Genomic DNA, 17,554 nt, shown 5'->3' with positions numbered 1-17,554 from the left:
TTTGCTTTGCTATAGGCCGGATAAAAAATGAGGTTCTCATTTCTGTCACGGTGGATAACGCCTTGTATTATGTTTGTGTTGCTGATTTTTTGCGGCCAGCAAGGGTATCTCACCTTTAAAGATTATAAAAAAGTTACGAATAAGTTGGCTAATTCTGACGAGCAGCCGCTGAAAACCTTGCGTGAGGAAAAAACCTTTACGCTATTCACCGCGGCCGTGCGTCAGGATAACGTGCCCGCGGCGGTAAAAGCCCCGCTGGCGGCGGAAATCGAGGGCATCGTGAGCAGCGATGACGCCTGGCTCTCCTTTGCCGTCATCAAGACGCCGGGCGGCCAGAAAAGCTACCGCGAGGGCGAACCGCTCACCGGCTTTAACGACGCATTTATTCAGGAAATTAATAAAGACAATGTGGTTGTTAATTATGAAGGTGCTACGCAGGTACTGGCATTAAATAAGCCGGACTATTTTAAGGGCGGCACAGAAAGCGGCCCGGTGACCAAATCGACAAAAGATCCCGGTGCAGACAGTTTGCATCTGGATGATTATCTGGTGTTAAAGCCGTTAATAGAAAAGGGCCAGCTGGAAGGCTACAGGATCAACCCACGGAATGCCTCCTCGTTCTACAGCCAGTCTGGTCTGGAAAAAGGGGATGTGGCGGTGAAAGTTAATTCTGTCGATATGACTGATGAAGCAAAAGCGAAAAGCATTATTGCTAACTGGTCGAAAATGAAAGAGGCGGAGGTCGTAGTTCGGCGTCACGCTCACCTTGAAAATATTCGGGTCAATGTTCTAAACAATTAACAAGTGTACAGACATGAAGAAATTTCCATGGGCGTGCGTGGCGCTGACCGCATTGTCGTTATATTCCAGTTCGCTGCTTGCAGCTAACTTTAGCGCGAGTTTTAAAAATACCGATATTCGCGAGTTTATCGATACGGTAGGCCGCAATCTCAACAAAACCATTCTGGTCGATCCGTCCGTTCAGGGCACCGTCTCGGTCAGAACCTACAACGTGCTGACGGAAGATGAGTATTACCAGTTCTTCCTGAGCGTGCTGGACCTGTACGGCCTGTCGGTGATCCCGATGGACAACGGCATGGTCAAAGTGGTGCGCTCCAGCGTGGCACGTACTGCCGGTGCGCCGCTGGCGGACAGCAAAAACCCGGGCAAAGGTGACGAGATCATCACCCGCGTGGTGCGGATGGAAAACGTGCCGGTGCGCGAGCTGGCCCCGCTGCTGCGCCAGCTGAACGATGCCACCGGCATCGGTAACGTGGTGCATTTTGAGCCGTCCAACGTGATGTTGTTAACCGGTAAGGCCTCGGTGGTGAACCGTCTGGTGGATCTGGTGCAGCGCGTTGACAGAGAGGGCGTTCAGCGCCGTGAAATCGTGCCGCTGCGCTTTGCCTCTGCCAAAGATCTCTCCGACATGTTGAACAACCTCAACAATGAAGAGCAGAAGGGGCAGAACGCGCCGCAGCTCGCCACCAAAGTGGTGGCGGATGACGAAACCAACAGCCTGGTGATCAGCGGTTCGGAAGATGCACGCACGCGCACCCGCTCCCTGATTCACCAGCTCGATCGCGAGCAGAACAACGAGGGGAATACCCGCGTCTTCTACCTCAAGTACGCCAGCGCCACCAAAGTGGTTCCGGTGCTGACCGGAATTGGCGAGCAGCTGAAAGACAAGCCGGGTGCGGCCAAAGCGAAAACCGCGAGCGCCGCGACGGACCTGAATATTACCGCCGACGAGTCAACCAACTCGCTGGTGATCACCGCCCAGCCTAACGTGATGAACTCCCTGGAGAAGGTAATCGACAAGCTCGATATTCGCCGTCCGCAGGTGCTGGTAGAAGCGATCATTGCGGAAGTGCAGGACGGTAACGGCATGGATCTCGGCGTGCAGTGGACCGGCAAGCACGGCGGCGTGCAGTTCGGCGCCACCGGCTTACCGATTAGCCAGATCAAGAACGGCACCATGAAGGGGGCGAGCTTCACCGGCCTGGCGACCGGATTCTTTAACGGCGACTTCGGCGCCCTGGTGACCGCGCTCTCCACCGACGGCAAAAACGACATCCTCTCCACGCCGAGCGTGGTCACGCTGGATAACAAAGAAGCGTCGTTTAACGTGGGTCAGGACGTGCCGGTGCTTTCCGGCTCGCAGACCACCAGCGGCGACAACGTCTTCAACTCCGTTGAGCGCAAGACCGTGGGTACCAAGCTGAAAATTGTGCCGCAGATTAACGACGGCGACATGATCCACCTGAAGATTGAGCAGGAAGTCTCCAGTGTTGACAACAGCGCGACGGAAGACGCCAGCCTCGGCCCGACCTTTAACACCCGCACCATCAATAACGAGGTGATGGTCCACAGCGGCCAGACGGTGGTGCTCGGTGGCCTGATGGAAAACGTCACCAAGCAGTCGGTCTCTAAGGTGCCGCTGCTCGGCGATATCCCGCTGGTCGGCCAGCTGTTCCGCTACACCTCGCAGGATACGTCCAAGCGCAACCTGATGGTGTTTATTCATACCACCGTCCTGCGTGACGACGACAACTACAGCGCGGCGTCGAAGGAGAAATATGACCAGATCCGGGTGCGCCAGATGCAGCGGCTGGAAGAGAAAAAGCTCGGCATCATTGCGCCGAGCGACAATGCCGTCCTGCCCGCGTTCCCTGTCGACGCCAGCGCCGCGCCGGTGAAAACCAGCGCCACGCGCAATCCGTTTAAAGAATAGTGCGGAGGGAGCAACGTGGACGAACTGAGTAAAGCGCTGTGCAGCAGCAGCTACGCAATGGATAACGGCGTTCTGTTTTATAACAACGAGGTCTTTATCCGTGAGGACACCCCGGCGTATGCACTGCTGGAGGTGCGCCGTGTACTGGGACGTGCGTTCGTTCCGGTCACCCTGACGCCGGAAGCCTTCGATGAGCTGCTGGCTAAAATCTGGCAGCAGAGCAGCGGCGTTTCGCAGCAGCTGGTGGACGATATGGACGCGGATATCGACCTGATGGCGCTAACCGAGGAGATCCCGGATAACGAAGATCTGCTCGATAACGACGAAAACTCGCCGGTGATCCGCCTGATCAACGCCATTCTCAGCGAGGCGGTGAAGGACGGCGCGTCGGATATTCATATCGAAACCTTCGAGCGCACGCTGAGCATTCGCTTCCGCGTCGACGGCGTGCTGCGCCCGGTGCTACAGCCGGCGCGTAAGCTCGCCCCGCTGCTGGTGTCGCGCATCAAGGTCATGTCGAAGCTGGACATCGCCGAGAAGCGCCTGCCGCAGGATGGCCGTATCTCCCTGCGCATTGGCCGCAAGGCGATCGACGTGCGCGTGTCGACCATTCCGTCCCAGTACGGCGAGCGCGTGGTCATGCGTCTGCTCGATAAAAGCAACCTCAAGCCCGACATCAACAAGCTCGGGCTGATTGATGAAGAGCTGGAGAAGCTGAAGGGGCTTATCGAGCGCCCGCACGGGATCATCCTCGTTACCGGACCGACGGGTTCCGGTAAAAGTACCACCCTGTACGCCATTCTCTCGGCGCTGAACGGCCATGAACGCAACATCCTGACCGTGGAAGACCCGATTGAATACGAGCTGGAAGGGGTGGGGCAGACGCAGGTTAACCCGCGTGTCGATATGACCTTTGCCCGCGGGCTGCGCGCGATTTTGCGTCAGGACCCGGACGTGGTGATGATCGGGGAAATCCGCGACGGGGAGACCGCGCAGATTGCGGTGCAGGCCTCGCTCACCGGTCACCTGGTGATGTCGACGCTGCACACCAACAGCGCAGCCGGGGCGATAACCCGCCTGCGGGATATGGGGCTGGAGTCGTTTTTGATTGGTTCATCGCTGCTCGGCGTCATTGCCCAGCGTCTGGTGCGTCGGCTGTGCACGCACTGCCGGACCACCAGTCCGCTGGACGCCAATGAAAAAGCGCTGTTCAGCTTTATGGACGCGCCGCCAAAAGCGATTTACCGCGCGGTGGGGTGTGAACACTGCCGCCAGAGCGGCTATCAGGGCCGCGCCGGTATTCATGAATTTCTGGTGGTGGACAGCACCATGCGCCGCGCCATTCATGAAGATAAGGACGAAATGTCCATTGAAACGCAGCTGTTTAAGCAGGCCTACAGCCTGCGCGAAAACGGGCTGCTGAAGGTGATTAGCGGCGTGACGTCTCTGGAAGAGGTGATGCGCGTTACCGCCGAGCGTGGGGGGGATGCGTAATGGCCTTCTACGCCTGGACGGCGACGGATGCCGCGGGGAAAAACCAGCGCGGTACGATGCAGGCCGAGGGGCAAAAGCAGGTTCGCCAGACGTTGCGCGAACAAAAGCTGATGCCCGTAAGCATCACCGAAACCCGCGAAGCGGCGGCAGCCGGAAAAGCAAAAACCGGGGCGAAGCTCTCCACGCCGGTGCTGTCGATGTTTACCCGCCAGCTCTCGACGCTGGTGAACGCCGCGCTGCCGCTGGAGAGCGCGCTGAAGGCCATCTCTAAGCAGACGGAAGACAAAAAGCTGGCGGCGATGGTCGTGGAAATCCGCGAGAAAGTGGTGGAAGGGCATACGCTGTTCGACGCCTTCAGCCAGTTTCCGCGCACCTTCGACAAGCTCTACTGCACGCTGGTGATGGCCGGTGAAAAGACCGGCCACCTGGGCGACGTGCTGGAGAAGCTGGCGGAGTACAACGAGCAGCGCCAGAAGATGAAAAGCAAGCTGACGCAGGCGATGGTCTACCCGATTACCCTCACCGTGGTCGCCATCGCGGTCATCAGCATTCTGCTGGTGGCGGTGGTGCCACAGGTGATTGAGCAGTTTACCCACATGAAGCAGCAGCTGCCGATCACCACCCGCACGCTGATTGCGGTCAGTGATTTCCTGCAAGCCTGGGGCATCTATATTGCCGGCAGCCTGGCGGGGGCATTCGTCGGCTTTAAAACCTGGGTGCGAAACGTGAAAAACCGTTTTCGCTGGCACAGCTGGCTGGTGAACGGCTCGCCGATTAAAAAGCTGGTGTGCGCCATCAACAGCGCCCGCTATATCCGTACCCTGAGCATTTTGCAGGCCAGCAGCGTGCCGCTGCTGGAGGGCATGTATATCGCGATGGACGGGATTGAAAACCTCTATGCCCGGCAGGTGCTGGAGCAGGCCGCCGACACCGTGCGCCAGGGGGCGTCGCTGTATGCGGCGCTGGAACAGGCGAAATTATTCCCGCCAACCATGCTGTATATGATTGCCTCCGGCGAAGAGAGCGGGGAATTAGGTAATTTAATGGATCGCGCGGCGGAAAATCAGGAATCGGCTTTACAACATCGAATTACATTAACGCTGTCGGTTTTTGAACCGGCGCTGGTGGTATCCATGGCGACGATTGTTTTATTCATCGTGCTGTCAATATTACAACCGCTTCTGCAACTTAATAATATGGTAGGTTAAATCATGGCTTTAAAACGTAAAAACCTGGCTCGCCAGGCGGGCTTCACCTTGCTCGAATTAATGGTGGTCATTGTTATTCTCGGCGTTCTGGCAAGTATGGTGGTGCCAAACTTAATGGGAAATAAAGAAAAAGCGGATGAGCAAAAGGCCACCAGCGATATTGTCGCGCTCGAAGGTTCGCTGGATATGTACAAGCTGGATAACCACCGCTACCCGACCACAGAGCAGGGCTTGCAGGCGCTGGTGACCAAACCTGAAATCGCACCCATCCCGAACGGCTACCGCGCGGACGGCTATATCCGTCGCCTGCCGCAGGATCCGTGGGGCGGTGATTATATTCTGGTTAGTCCGGGTGAACACGGTGCGGTGGACGTTTTCTCCGCCGGTCCGGACGGCGAATCGAATACCGCCGATGACATTACCAACTGGTCTCTGGATAAGAAAGAGAAATAATGAAAAATCAACGCGGCTTTACGTTGCTGGAAATTATTCTGGCGCTGGTGATATTTGCCAGTTGCGCCATGATGGTGGTGTCAACCATACCTTCACGCAGCGGTGCGGATATATTTGGCCAGCAATTAAAAGCCCTCGTTGATTATGGTTCAGACCGTGCGGTCATGGACGGAAATATTGTCGGGCTGGTGATGACCACGGATAAATATCAGCTGGTGACGATCGACGATAAAAATGGCGAACGTCACTGGGTGCCATTATCCGCCGGACGTATTACCACCAAAGGTCATTTCCCGGAAGAGATGCACGTCTCGCTCTCGCCGCAGCGCCTGGCCGCAACGGTGACGTCCGAGCCGCAGGTGATCTTTTTACCGGACGGTGAAATCAGCCGCTTTACGCTGACGCTGCAAAGTTTCGACAAACAGCACCATTTCCGCGTGGTGTCGCAGGGTGCGGCACCGGTATCGGTAGAAAACGATGACTAAGGGCAACAAAAAGCAAAAGGGGATGACGCTGCTGGAGGTGATGGTTGCCCTGGTGATTTTCTCCACTGCCGCGCTGGCGCTGATGAACTCGGTCTCCCTGAACGTGCGGTTTACCCATGGTCTGGCCGACACCTTGCAGGCCAGTTGGGTAGCGGAAAACCAGCTGGCGGAAGCACAGCTCACCAAAACCGACTTCCCGGATGCCGAGCAGCGGGGGACGGAGATGATGGGCGGGCGCAGCTGGAACTGGCGCAAGCAGCGGGTGAAAACCGCCGACAACGTCTGGGCGAACGCCATTCGCGTCTATGCGGAAGGCGACGAGAGCCAGCCGGTCATCTCCCTGCATGTCATTCCGCCGGGAGAAAGCAAGTGAAAAAAACGCGACGCCAGCGCGGGTTTACCCTGCTGGAGATCATGATTGCGCTGACCATCTTCGCGGTGATCAGCACCCTGGCCTGGCAAATTCTGGACGGCGCGATGCGTACCAGCTCGGCGACGGATGCCAGCGCCGCCAGCCTCAACCAGCTTCAGCGCGCATGGAGTCTGATGGAGCGTGATTTTTTCCAGCTCCAGGCGCGGGCCCCGCGCAATGAGCCGGAGCTGTTTCGTCAGGAGGACGATGCCCTTGAGCTGACCACCCTGAACGGCGTGAGCGGAACGGTCCAGCTGGAGCGCGTCCGCTGGCGGCTGGAGGAGGGGCGATTGTATCGCGACGTCTGGCCGGTGATTGACGGTCCGGCAGACGTGAAGCCCGACGACGTGCCGATTGTCAGCGGGGTGAAAACGTTACGGTGGCAGTTTTATCGTCAGGGCTGGCTGAAGTCCTGGCCCGATGCCACCCATCTGCCGGACGGTGTGGAGGCGACGCTGACGATGGATAACGGGGAGACCTGGCGCTGGGTGTTTACCACGCCGGGCGATATGCCGGAAGTGACCGCTGCCGCAGCGCCTGAGAAAGCCGCCGACGCGCCGGCGGCGACCCCGGATGCCGCTCCTTTGCCGGAGGCCAAACCATGAGCCGGATCCGTCAACAGAAGGGCGTTGCCCTGCTGGTGGTGCTGATTTTACTGGTGATGATGTCTGCCCTGGCCGCCAAAATCAGCCAGCAGTTCTGCCGAAATTTGCAGAAAACCCATTATCAGGTAAGCCAGCAGCAGCTGCGCTGGGCGATGCAGGCTCAGGAAAAAGTGGTGAAGGATCGGTTGCAGACTGACGCCAGCGGCGAAAGCAAGCCGCTGTCGCTGGACGGCGACTGGCATCAGCCGCTTGAGACCCGGGGTGAAGACTACACGGTCGTGAGCCAGGTGGAAGATGCCCAGGACTGCCTTAACGTCAATAACCTGTTGACCGCCGAAGTCGCACCTCAGGGACAAAGCGCGCCCGCCGTGGTGGAAAAACCGCGTAAAGAGCAGAGTGTTGAACAGCTGCTGACGGAGAGCGGCCTTAGCCAGAGCACGGCGGAGGAGGTCTATTTCCAGCTGGTGGATTATCTCGATGGTGACAGCACAACGGCGAAAGAGGGCGCCGAAAGCGACGCGTGGGCCGGCGTCGTGCCCGCGCGGCAACCGGCAAACCAGATGATGCGCAGCATCGCGGAAATCAAGCTGCTGCCGGCGTTTCCTGCTTCGGCCTACCCGAAGGTGAGCAAGCTGCTGTGCGCGCTGCCGGACGCCGCCAGCAAGGTTGACGTGAACACCCTGCAACCGGAACAGGCCGCCGTGCTGGCGGCCATGTTCCCCGGAAAACTCACGCAGGATGACGCCGTTCGCCTGCTGGATTCGCGGCCTGAATCGGGCTGGGAAAATATGGAGGCGTTCAGCAAAGCGCTGGAGCAGACCTTTCCGCAGGTCAAAGACGATCTCCCGCAGGTGGCCGATCGCTTTTCTGTAAACAGCCGGTACTTCCGCGTGAACTACAGCGGCAATACCGACGAATTAACGCTTCGCGTGGTCAGCCAGCTTCAGATTAATAACGAAGCCGGCGAGATCGTGACGTGGCAGCGCCGTTACCGAATGATTGAATAAGAAAAGTAGAACGTTATGAAACAGGTACTTTTTGTTCGTCCCGACAGCCGCGAGGGCGGGAAAATAATGTGGTGTGAGTCCGGCAGCGAGCACGTTGAGGTGCTCGACAGCCTGGAGGCGCTGGCCGATCACCCGCTGGCGGCACGCGTCTGTCTCCTGCTGCCCGCCGGTGACATGATTTTCCGCCACTTCACGCTGCCGAAAAAGGTGGCTTCTCAGGCGATGGCCTTCTCGTGGATGGCGGAAGAGACGCTGATTGGCGACGTGGACACCCTCCACTGGACGGTGCTTCACAAAAAGGGGGCCGAGGTCGACGCCGTGGCCATTGACGCCGACCGCCTGCGCGCGGCACTGGCCCGCTGTCAGGAGGCCGGACTCCGCGTGATTCAGGCTCTGCCTGATGCCTGGCTGCTGCCCGTGGCGGCAGGCGGCAGCACGCTGGTCGCGCAGGATAATGGCTACTGGCTGCGCTTATCGCCCCACGTGGCGGCAGAAATGGAGGCTAGCCTGCTGCCGCTGCTGATGCAGAAAGCCGGGGAAGGCGAGGTGTGGTGCTACGGCGACGCGCCTGAAAACGTCACCGTTGATGTGCAGCATGCCTGGCAGCATCCGCTGGTGCTGATCCAGCCGCAGTGGCAGGCCTGTCGTGTGAATCTGCTTCACGGTGAGTTCAGCCTTAAGGCCGGTAACGGGCGCGTCGCGAAACGCATGAAAGCCGCAATGGCGGCGGCGGGCCTGCTGTCCGTTGGCCTGCTGCTGGGGCCGCGCATTGCGATGGCCTGGATGCTGGTGCAGCAGGAAAACCAGATACAGGAGGAGATCCTCCAGGTGTATCAGCACCATTTCCCCAGCATGCGTCACCAGACCAACATCAAATATCACTTTGGTCAGAACGTCAAAAAACAGAGCAAGGGGATCTTCCTTCAGCTGGACGAGCTGGCCGCCGCCCGGCAGTCAGTCCCTGCGATGGAAATCGATCTGCTGGAATACGATGCGCAGCAAAACACGCTAACGCTGAGCGTCAGCGCGCAAAACCAGCCCGCATTGCAGGCGTTTGTTAATCAGACCCGTGAGAATTTCGATTTCACCTTACAGCCTGTTTCAACCACCGAACCGTATACCGCCATGATCGCAGGGAAACATAAATGAAAGAGCGAATCGCGCAGCTGAAATCACGCTATCAGAATTACAGCGCCCGGGAGAAAGTTATTTTAAAACTCTGCATCGTTGCCCTGTTTGGGGCTGCGGTGTATTACGCAGGAGTCATCCCTTTGGATAATATGATTCAAAATAGTAAATCGACGCTTAAAAGACAAAAAGAGACGCTTAACTGGATGCGCAGTGAAATTAATAAAAATCATCTTCAGGTCCAGTTAGTCAAAACGGATAATCCACGTACGGTGGTTGAGAAAAGCGCCCATGAAATTAACCTTTCACTGACGGACGTGCGCCAGGAGGGACAAACGTTATCGTTCGTGGTGAGTCGGGTAAACGTGTATGAATTAAAAAACTGGCTGCGCGAAATTAATCAGACCTCCGGCGTCAGGTTACAAAAAATAAACCTCACGCCGGTTGATCACCTCAGCGATGTAAAAGCGCAGGTGCAGCTCACCTGGGCAAAAAACGCATGAATACCGTCTCGCTGATCCGGGAGGCCTGTCCGGTTAGTTTCGCGATGATGAGTGCGATCCTGGGCGGGATTATGGGCAGTTTTCTGGGCGTTGTGGCCGAGCGCCTGCCGGGGATGATGATGGCCGAGGAGGGGAGCGGCAATCTGCTCTTTCCTGCCTCGCACTGCCCGGTGTGCCAGCACACGCTGGCCGCATGGGAAAATATTCCTCTGGTCAGCTGGCTGTTATTACGGGGGCGCTGCCACCAGTGCGGCACGACCATCCCGCTGCGGTTATTTTTGGTCGAATTGTTCTCCGCGCTGTTTTTTGGCGTCACGGCCTGGTGCATGCCGGACGTTCAGGCGCTGTTTTCCCTGTGGTTACTGGCGCTCTTTTTACTGCCTCTGGCGATGATTGACTGGCAGCATCAGCTTCTCCCGGACTGCCTGACCCAGCCGCTGCTGTGGACAGGTCTCCTGCTCCATGCGTTTGACCATAAATTGCCGTTGCACGACGCGCTGTTCGGCGCGGTAGCGGGCTATTTGTCGCTCTGGCTGCTCTACTGGGCCTTTCGTTTGGTCACGGGGCGGGAAGGCCTGGGCTACGGCGATTTTAAACTGCTGGCGGCGCTGGGCGCCTGGTGTGGCTGGCAGGCGCTACCTACCATTGAGCTGGCGGCAGCGTTAAGCGGTATTGTCGGTTATTTCGTCCTGAATAATGTAAATAAAAATAACCTCACTATTTCTTTCGGACCTTATCTCGCCTTTGCTGGAATAATTGTGTTTATCAGCCAGCAACTGGTTTCCACATTTTAAATATAACGGTCAAGTTATTTTATAAATTTTTTTGACGGTGGAAGAGAAGGACGTCTCTTTACGCCCGGTGTATCGTAAGGGATATAAGCTAGACGGAATTCAGGCTTGTATCTTTTTATGGAGGAATACAACGCAGTAAAAAGCTTTTTTTCACGGCATTCAGGTTGGTTAAATACGCATTATGCGAAGCGCATCCATGATCTCACGGAAGACATGGATTATTAACGTTACGAATAAATTTATCAGGAAATAAAAATGAAATTTATGAAGCCTAAATATCTGGCGCTTTTTGTTGCAGCCGCAACGAGCTCGGTATTTGCAGCGGCACCGGGTACACCGTCAATTACATCAGGCAACGATAAGTTTGCGCTGGTAGAGGTGGATCAGGCGGCACAGGACTACAACAACCTCATCAAAGTGCACAAAGATGGCGTTGACGTGAAGGTTGAGTGGAACGTGTGGAGCGGCGACGCCCCTACGTCGGCAAAAGTGCTGCTGGACGGCCAGACCGTCTGGACCGGAGCGGGCAGCACCGCCGGCTCTGCGACGTTCAAAGTGAAAAAAGGCGGACGCTATCAGGAGCAGGTCGAGCTGTGTAACGACAGCGGCTGCACCAAAAGCGCCAGCAAGCTGATCATCGTGGCGGACACCGACGGTAGCCACCTGCTGCCGCTCAACACCCCGCTGCTGGAGAACAACAAAGCGTTCGCGCAGCACACTGATAAAGTGGTTGGTGCTTACTTCCCCGAGTGGGGCGTGTACGACCGTAACTTCTCTGCGGACAAAATTCCGGCGGCGAACATCAACCACCTGCTGTACGGCTTCATTCCAATCTGCGGCGGCGACGGCATTAACGACAGCGCCAAATCCTCCGGCGCGCTGGAATCTCTGAAGCGCGCCTGCCAGGGCCGCCAGGACTACACCGTGGCGATCCACGATCCGTGGGCGGCGTTGCAGAAACCTCAGCAGGGCGTGACCGGCTGGGATGAACCGTATAAAGGCAACTATGGTCAGCTGATGGCGATGAAAAAAGCCCATCCGGACCTGAAAATTCTGCCATCCGTCGGCGGCTGGACCCTGTCCGACCCGTTCTATCAGATGGATAACAAAGTGCTGCGCGACCGCTTCGTTGCGTCCGTGAAAGACTTCCTGACCACCTGGAAAGTGTTCGACGGCGTGGATATCGACTGGGAGTTCCCGGGCGGCGGCGGTGAAAACGCCAAGCTGGGTAACCCGCAGACCGATAAAGCGACCTACACCGCGCTGATGCACGACCTGCGCCAGATGCTGAACGAGCTGTCTGCGGAAACTGGCCGTACCTACGAGCTGACCACCGCTATCGGTGCAGGCAAAGATAAGATCGAAGACGTGGACTACAACACCGCGCAGCAGTACATCGACCACATCTTCCTGATGAGCTACGACTTCTACGGTGCGTGGAGCAATACCGACCTCGGCCACCAGACCGCGCTGTACGGTGCGTCCTGGAAACCAGACACCAACTACACCACCGATAACGCGGTGAAAGCGATGCTCGAGCAGGGCGTACAGCCTGGCAAGATCGTGGTTGGCGCAGGCATGTACGGACGCGGCTGGACCGGCGTTCACGGCTACACCGGCGACAATCCGTTCACCGGCACCGCCACCGGCCCGGTCAAAGGCACGTGGGAAAACGGCATCGTTGACTACCGTCAGATTGTGAACCAGATGCTGGGCAAACCGGGCTGGGAGTACAAATACGACGAAGCGGCAGAAGCGCCGTACGTGTTCAACAAGTCTACCGGCGAGCTGGTGACCTACGATAACGCCCGTTCCGTGAACGCGAAGGGCAAATACGTACTGAACAAAAACCTGGGCGGCCTGTTCGCGTGGTCTATCGAATCCGATAACGGCGACATCCTGAACGCCATGAACGAAAGCCTGCTGGGCGGCAGTTCAACGCCTGTAGAGCCGGTTGTAACCAACCATGCACCGGTCGCGTCTGCTACCGACATGACGGTAACGGGCCCGGCGACGGTCACGCTCGACGGTTCAGCCTCCAGCGACCAGGACGGCGATGCGCTGACCTACAAATGGACGCAGGTTTCCGGCGCTACCGTGACCCTGGCGAACAGCACCAAAGCGAAAGCCAGCTTCAGCGTACCGGCTGTGACCAGCGATCAGAACCTGGTGTTCCGCCTGACCGTGACCGACGCGAAAGGCCTGAGCAACGCGATCGACGTGCAGGTTGTGAACAAAGCGCCGAAAGCGAACCAGGCGCCAGTAATCAATGCCATGGACGCCGTGACCGTTGAATCCGGTGAAGCGATTTCCCTGCATGCACAGGCGACCGATCCAGACGGCGACGCGCTGACCTACAGCTGGAGCGTACCGGCAGACATGAACGCAACGGGGACAAATACCGCCAACGTTCGCATTACTGCGCCAGAGGTCAACAACACCTCTTCCTACACCCTGAGCGTTGTGGTCACCGACGGCAAAACCAGCGTGCAGTCTAACGTGCAGGTAACGGTGAACCCGAAAGCGGCCCCGGCCCCGGCGCCTGTGGACGAAGACACCACCCCGGCCGACGAAGGTAACGTGCCGTCTGATGAAGGGAATACCCCGTCTGACGAAGGCACTACCCCGGCGGATCAGGGTACGGTAACCGGCAGCTGTGATGCGCCAGTTGACCCGGCGGCCAGCCAGCATGCGGTTTGGGAATCCAGCAAAGTCTACAACGGTGGCGACATCGTGAGCTTCGACAACCTGGTGTGGAAAGCGAAGTACTGGACTCAGGGCAACCAGCCTGGCTTCGGCGCAGAAGCGTGGGAGCTGGTCAGCCAGGTGAAATTCAACTGGCGTTCCGATGTGGTCTATAACGGCGGCGAAACCACCACGTACGAGGGCAATGTTTACCATGCGAAATGGTGGACCCGCGGTGATAACCCTGCGAACAGCGATGTATGGGTGAAAGAAGGCGCAGCACCAGACTGCAAATAATCTGACCCGATAAACGCTCACCGCGCCCGTCACGGTGCGGTGAGCGATTTAAATTCATTTTACAGGATGTGGGTAAGGAGAAATAACCGATACTGTCAGCAGGTAAAAATGAAAAAGCTCATTTTGTTATTATTAATAATAAGCCAAAGCGCACTGGCGAACTGTTGGGATAAAGCGGCGCATTATTATCATGTCGATCCTTATTTATTGTATGCCATCGCGAATGTGGAATCTGGAATGAATCCGTATGCGGTTGGACAAAACCGCGACGGCACGCGTGATGTTGGACTGATGCAAATTAACAGCACGCATTTTACTGCGCTGGAAAGCCGGGGCATCGATGAGTATCGCTTAATGACGGAGCCGTGTACGTCCATCATGGTGGGCGCCTCGATTCTCTCCGGCATGATTAAAGTGTATGGCTATAACTGGGAAGCCGTAGGTGCCTATAACGCTGGGTTAAAGAAAGAGAATTATCCGCAGCGCATGAAATATGCCCATAAGGTCTGGGCGAAATACCAGCAGCTGAAATTAGCAGCACGGTATTAACGTTTTTTATTTTTGAAGAATTCCTGAAGGTGTTCTTCGAAAAGTGAAAACAGCTGAATGTGGTTTATGTATTAACGGAATAATACCTAAGCCGGGATTTTAACGTTTAATCTGAATAAACAGGAATACTGAAATGAACAAAAGGACGTTACTGAGTGTACTCATTGCGGGAGCCTGCGTGGCGCCATTAATGGCCCAGGCTGCAAATCTGAAGGAAACCAGCAGTGAGCCGTACACCATGAAAGCCAGCGATCTGGCGAAGAAAGAAAAAGAATTAACCGATTTCCCGCTCATGACGTCGGTTAAGGAGACCATCAGGACGCTGGATAACGCGCAGGTCGAAATGATTGAGCCAGGCCGCGCGGCGAACCCGGAAAACGTTAAGCGCGTTGAAGGGATTGTGAAAGCCAGCGACTGGGAATATCTCTTCCCGCTGCGCGCTCAGGCCTATACCTACAGCAACTTCCTGAAGGCCGTGGGTAAATTCCCGGCGCTGTGTAAGACCTACGACGACGGTCGTGACAGCGATGCCATCTGCCGCAAAGAGCTGGCCACCATGTTTGCCCACTTTGCCCAGGAAACCGGCGGCCACGAAAGCTGGCGTCCGGAAGCCGAATGGCGTCAGGCGCTGGTGCACGTGCGTGAGATGGGCTGGAGCGAAGGGCAGAAGGGCGGCTATAACGGCGAGTGTAACCCGGACGTCTGGCAGGGGCAGACCTGGCCGTGCGGTAAGGATAAAGACGGCGACTTCCTGAGCTACTTCGGTCGCGGCGCGAAGCAGCTGTCCTACAACTACAACTACGGCCCGTTCTCCGAAGCGATGTACGGCGACGTGCGTACCCTGCTCGACAAGCCTGAGCTGGTGGCAGACACCTGGCTGAACCTGGCGAGCGCGATCTTCTTCTTCGCCTACCCGCAGCCGCCAAAACCAAGCATGTTGCAGGTTATCGACGGAACGTGGCAGCCGAACGATCACGATAAAGCCAACGGCCTGGTGCCGGGCTTCGGCGTTACCACCCAGATCATTAACGGCGGCGTTGAGTGCGGCGGTCCAACCGAGATTGCCCAGTCCCAGAACCGTATTAAGTACTACAAAGAGTTCGCCAACTACCTGAAAGTACAGGTTCCGGCAAACGAAGTGCTGGGCTGCGCCAACATGAAGCAGTTCGACGAGTACGGTGCGGGCGCCCTGAAGATTTACTGGGAGCAGGACTGGGGATGGAGTGCGGATACCCCAGACGGTAAGACTTACTCTTGCCAGTTGGTGGGCTACCAGACGCCGTTCAGCGCATTCAAAGACGGTGACTACACCAAGTGCGTGCAGAAGTTTTATAACGTCAATATCGTGAACGATGACGGCTCTGCCGACACGCCGGTGACCCCTGCGCCAACGCCAGCTCCGACGCCAGCCGAGGACGAAACGCCGGCCCCTGCGCCAGCGCCTGTTCCGGATGAAACGCCGGCTGAGCCTGTCGTGGTGAACCACGCGCCGGTTGCGCAGATTGCGGGCCCAATCGGTGCCGTTGAAGCGGGCGCGCAGGTTTCGCTGAGCGCGGAAGGCTCTACCGACGCAGACGGCAACACGCTGACTTATACCTGGCGTGCTCAGGACGGTCAGACCGTGGCTGGCGAAGACAAAGCGGTAGTGACCTTCACTGCACCGGAGTCTGCAACGGCGCAGCAGTATGAAGTGAGCCTGACCGTCAGCGACGGCGAGCTGAGCAGCACCACGACTTACCTGCTGAACGTGAAGGCGAAAGCGTCTACGCCATCCGAAGAAGACACGTCTTACCCGGCATGGAGTGCGAACAGCAAGTACAACGCGGGTGATATCGTGAACAACCACGGTAAGCTGTTCCAGTGCAAACCGTTCCCGTACAGCGGCTGGTGTAACAACGCCCCGTCGTACTATGAACCGGGCGCAGGCCTGGCATGGGCTGATGCCTGGACGGCTCTGTAAAAGCAAACGGCAACCCTCGGGTTGCCGTTTTTTTGTTTGCTCTTTCCCCTCACCCTAACCCTCTCCCCAAAGGGGCGAGGGGACAGTACGGTGCAGTTGTAGGCCCGGTAAGGCGAAGCCGCCACCGGGCAAAAAGGCTAGCGGTGCAACTTCCCGTGATCCCGTAACCACGCCGCCGTACGCACAATCCCTTCATCCAGCGATACAATCGGCTTGTACCCCAGCTCATTCTCCGCGCGTGAGATGTCCAGCGTAAAATCAAAGTTGAGCTTCGACACGCCGTAATGGGTCAGCGCAGGCTCCTTCGCCGATTTACTGCCAAAGCGCTCCATGCTGCGGGCAATCATGTCCAGCATCGGGTAAGGCACGGAACGAATGCGGCAGTCGATTTTCAGCTCGTCAATCAGCCTTTGCACAATGCTGCGCAGGGTGCAGGGTTCGCCGTTGGTGATGTTATACGCGCGGCCCGACACCAGCGTATCGCAGTCCGGCTGGCTCGCCAGCCACATGGCGTGAACGGCGTTCTCGTAATAGGTCATGTCCACCAGCGCATCGCCGCCGCGCGGTAACAGCACGCTGCCGTAGTGGTGCATCATCTGGGCCAGCCGCGGGATGAATACTTTGTCGTGCGGCCCGAACAGGCTCTGCGGACGCAGCACGGTAAAGCGGGTATGCGGGTTTGACTGGGCCAGCAGGTCGATCACCTCTTCGCCAGCCGCTTTACTGCGGGCAAACTCACAGGCGAAGCGCGCCGGGCGGAAATCTTCCTGAATATCGCGGTGGTGGTGGTAGTCAAAATAGAGCGACGGGGAGGAGATATGAATAAAGTTACGCACGCCCCAGGCGACGGCCCATTCGCCCAGACGGCGCGTGGCGCGCACGTTCGCGAGATCGAAGGCTTCCTGGGTCCCCCACGGAGAGGTAAAACTGGAGCAGTGCCACAGCGTATCGATACCGGCGAGCATCACCTTAGCCTGAGAGGAGACCAGCTCCGTCAGGTCGGCATGGACAAATTCAGCGCCCATTTTTTGCAGGAGCTTGCCCATCGCCTCGTTGCGACCGGTGGCCCTGACGCTGATGCCTTTGTTGCGCAGAAATTCGACCGCATTTCGGCCTAAGCCGCTGGTCGCCCCGGTAACCAGTACCTTCATAACAATCCACTGTGTTGAAAAGAATTTCGTGCGCATTCTTTCGTGAATTACGATGTGTTGCAATGGGAAAGGTGAAAGAAAAAGGGTTT

At 57.2% G+C, this 17,554-nt stretch carries 16 protein-coding genes; 15 read left to right on the top strand and 1 reads right to left on the bottom strand.

Features of this window, described 5'->3' with window-relative positions; all coding sequences use genetic code 11:
- Positions 1-69 precede the first annotated feature (69 nt).
- The 15 genes from gspC to IM267_RS01720 all read left to right on the top strand — a co-directional run bounded on the left by gspC (position 70) and on the right by IM267_RS01720 (position 16,314).
- Positions 70-801 (top strand): type II secretion system protein GspC, encoded by a 732-nt coding sequence (gspC, locus tag IM267_RS01790; protein WP_193032572.1) that lies wholly within the window; start codon positions 70-72, stop codon positions 799-801.
- Between the two features lie 13 nt (positions 802-814).
- Positions 815-2,734 carry a type II secretion system secretin GspD gene (gspD, locus tag IM267_RS01785; RefSeq protein ID WP_112792523.1) on the top strand — a complete coding sequence of 640 codons (1,920 nt, stop codon included), beginning with the start codon at positions 815-817 and terminating at the stop codon, positions 2,732-2,734.
- A 15-nt stretch (positions 2,735-2,749) separates the two neighbouring features.
- Positions 2,750-4,228 carry a type II secretion system ATPase GspE gene (gspE, locus tag IM267_RS01780; RefSeq protein ID WP_193032571.1) on the top strand — a complete coding sequence of 493 codons (1,479 nt, stop codon included), beginning with the start codon at positions 2,750-2,752 and terminating at the stop codon, positions 4,226-4,228.
- Positions 4,228-5,436 (top strand): type II secretion system inner membrane protein GspF, encoded by a 1,209-nt coding sequence (gene gspF / locus IM267_RS01775; RefSeq protein ID WP_193032570.1) that lies wholly within the window; start codon positions 4,228-4,230, stop codon positions 5,434-5,436. Before gspE ends, gspF begins: the two co-directional genes overlap by 1 nt.
- A 3-nt stretch (positions 5,437-5,439) precedes the next feature.
- Positions 5,440-5,889, top strand: a complete 450-nt coding sequence (gene gspG / locus IM267_RS01770) for a type II secretion system major pseudopilin GspG (RefSeq protein ID WP_193032569.1) — start codon at positions 5,440-5,442, stop codon at positions 5,887-5,889.
- Entirely contained in the window at positions 5,889-6,374 is a 486-nt protein-coding gene (gene gspH / locus IM267_RS01765) for a type II secretion system minor pseudopilin GspH (RefSeq protein ID WP_193032568.1), read from the top strand. The genes gspG and gspH overlap by 1 nt, the downstream gene beginning before the upstream one ends.
- Positions 6,367-6,747, top strand: a complete 381-nt coding sequence (gene gspI, locus IM267_RS01760; protein WP_193032567.1) for a type II secretion system minor pseudopilin GspI — start codon at positions 6,367-6,369, stop codon at positions 6,745-6,747. Before gspH ends, gspI begins: the two co-directional genes overlap by 8 nt.
- On the top strand, positions 6,744-7,391 hold the full coding sequence (gene gspJ, locus IM267_RS01755; RefSeq protein WP_193032566.1) for a type II secretion system minor pseudopilin GspJ: 648 nt from the start codon (positions 6,744-6,746) through the stop codon (positions 7,389-7,391). Before gspI ends, gspJ begins: the two co-directional genes overlap by 4 nt.
- A complete protein-coding gene (gene gspK / locus IM267_RS01750; RefSeq protein ID WP_193032565.1) occupies positions 7,388-8,398 on the top strand; it encodes a type II secretion system minor pseudopilin GspK in 1,011 nt (336 codons plus the stop codon). Before gspJ ends, gspK begins: the two co-directional genes overlap by 4 nt.
- Positions 8,399-8,413: 15 nt before the next feature.
- Positions 8,414-9,547 carry a type II secretion system protein GspL gene (gspL, locus tag IM267_RS01745; RefSeq protein WP_193032564.1) on the top strand — a complete coding sequence of 378 codons (1,134 nt, stop codon included), beginning with the start codon at positions 8,414-8,416 and terminating at the stop codon, positions 9,545-9,547.
- Complete coding sequence (gspM, locus tag IM267_RS01740) at positions 9,544-10,029, top strand: type II secretion system protein GspM (protein ID WP_193032563.1); 486 nt, start codon at positions 9,544-9,546, stop codon at positions 10,027-10,029. The genes gspL and gspM overlap by 4 nt, the downstream gene beginning before the upstream one ends.
- A complete protein-coding gene (locus IM267_RS01735; RefSeq protein WP_193032562.1) occupies positions 10,026-10,823 on the top strand; it encodes an A24 family peptidase in 798 nt (265 codons plus the stop codon). The genes gspM and IM267_RS01735 overlap by 4 nt, the downstream gene beginning before the upstream one ends.
- A gap of 255 nt (positions 10,824-11,078) precedes the next feature.
- Positions 11,079-13,805 carry a glycosyl hydrolase family 18 protein gene (locus tag IM267_RS01730; protein ID WP_193032561.1) on the top strand — a complete coding sequence of 909 codons (2,727 nt, stop codon included), beginning with the start codon at positions 11,079-11,081 and terminating at the stop codon, positions 13,803-13,805.
- A 108-nt stretch (positions 13,806-13,913) separates the two neighbouring features.
- Entirely contained in the window at positions 13,914-14,354 is a 441-nt protein-coding gene (iagB, locus tag IM267_RS01725; protein WP_063449202.1) for a type III secretion system invasion protein IagB, read from the top strand.
- 133 nt (positions 14,355-14,487) lie between these two features.
- On the top strand, positions 14,488-16,314 hold the full coding sequence (locus IM267_RS01720; RefSeq protein ID WP_193032560.1) for a chitinase: 1,827 nt from the start codon (positions 14,488-14,490) through the stop codon (positions 16,312-16,314).
- Between the two features lie 137 nt (positions 16,315-16,451).
- Here the strand turns inward: IM267_RS01720 and IM267_RS01715 are convergent, their stop codons facing one another.
- Entirely contained in the window at positions 16,452-17,465 is a 1,014-nt protein-coding gene (locus tag IM267_RS01715) for an NAD(P)-dependent oxidoreductase (protein ID WP_063866510.1), read from the bottom strand.
- Positions 17,466-17,554 lie beyond the last annotated feature (89 nt).

The organism is Enterobacter cloacae complex sp. P15RS (genome assembly GCF_014895905.1).
Taxonomy (GTDB): Bacteria; Pseudomonadota; Gammaproteobacteria; order Enterobacterales; family Enterobacteriaceae; genus Enterobacter; species Enterobacter quasihormaechei.
This window is presented reverse-complemented; position numbering and strand designations above follow the sequence as displayed.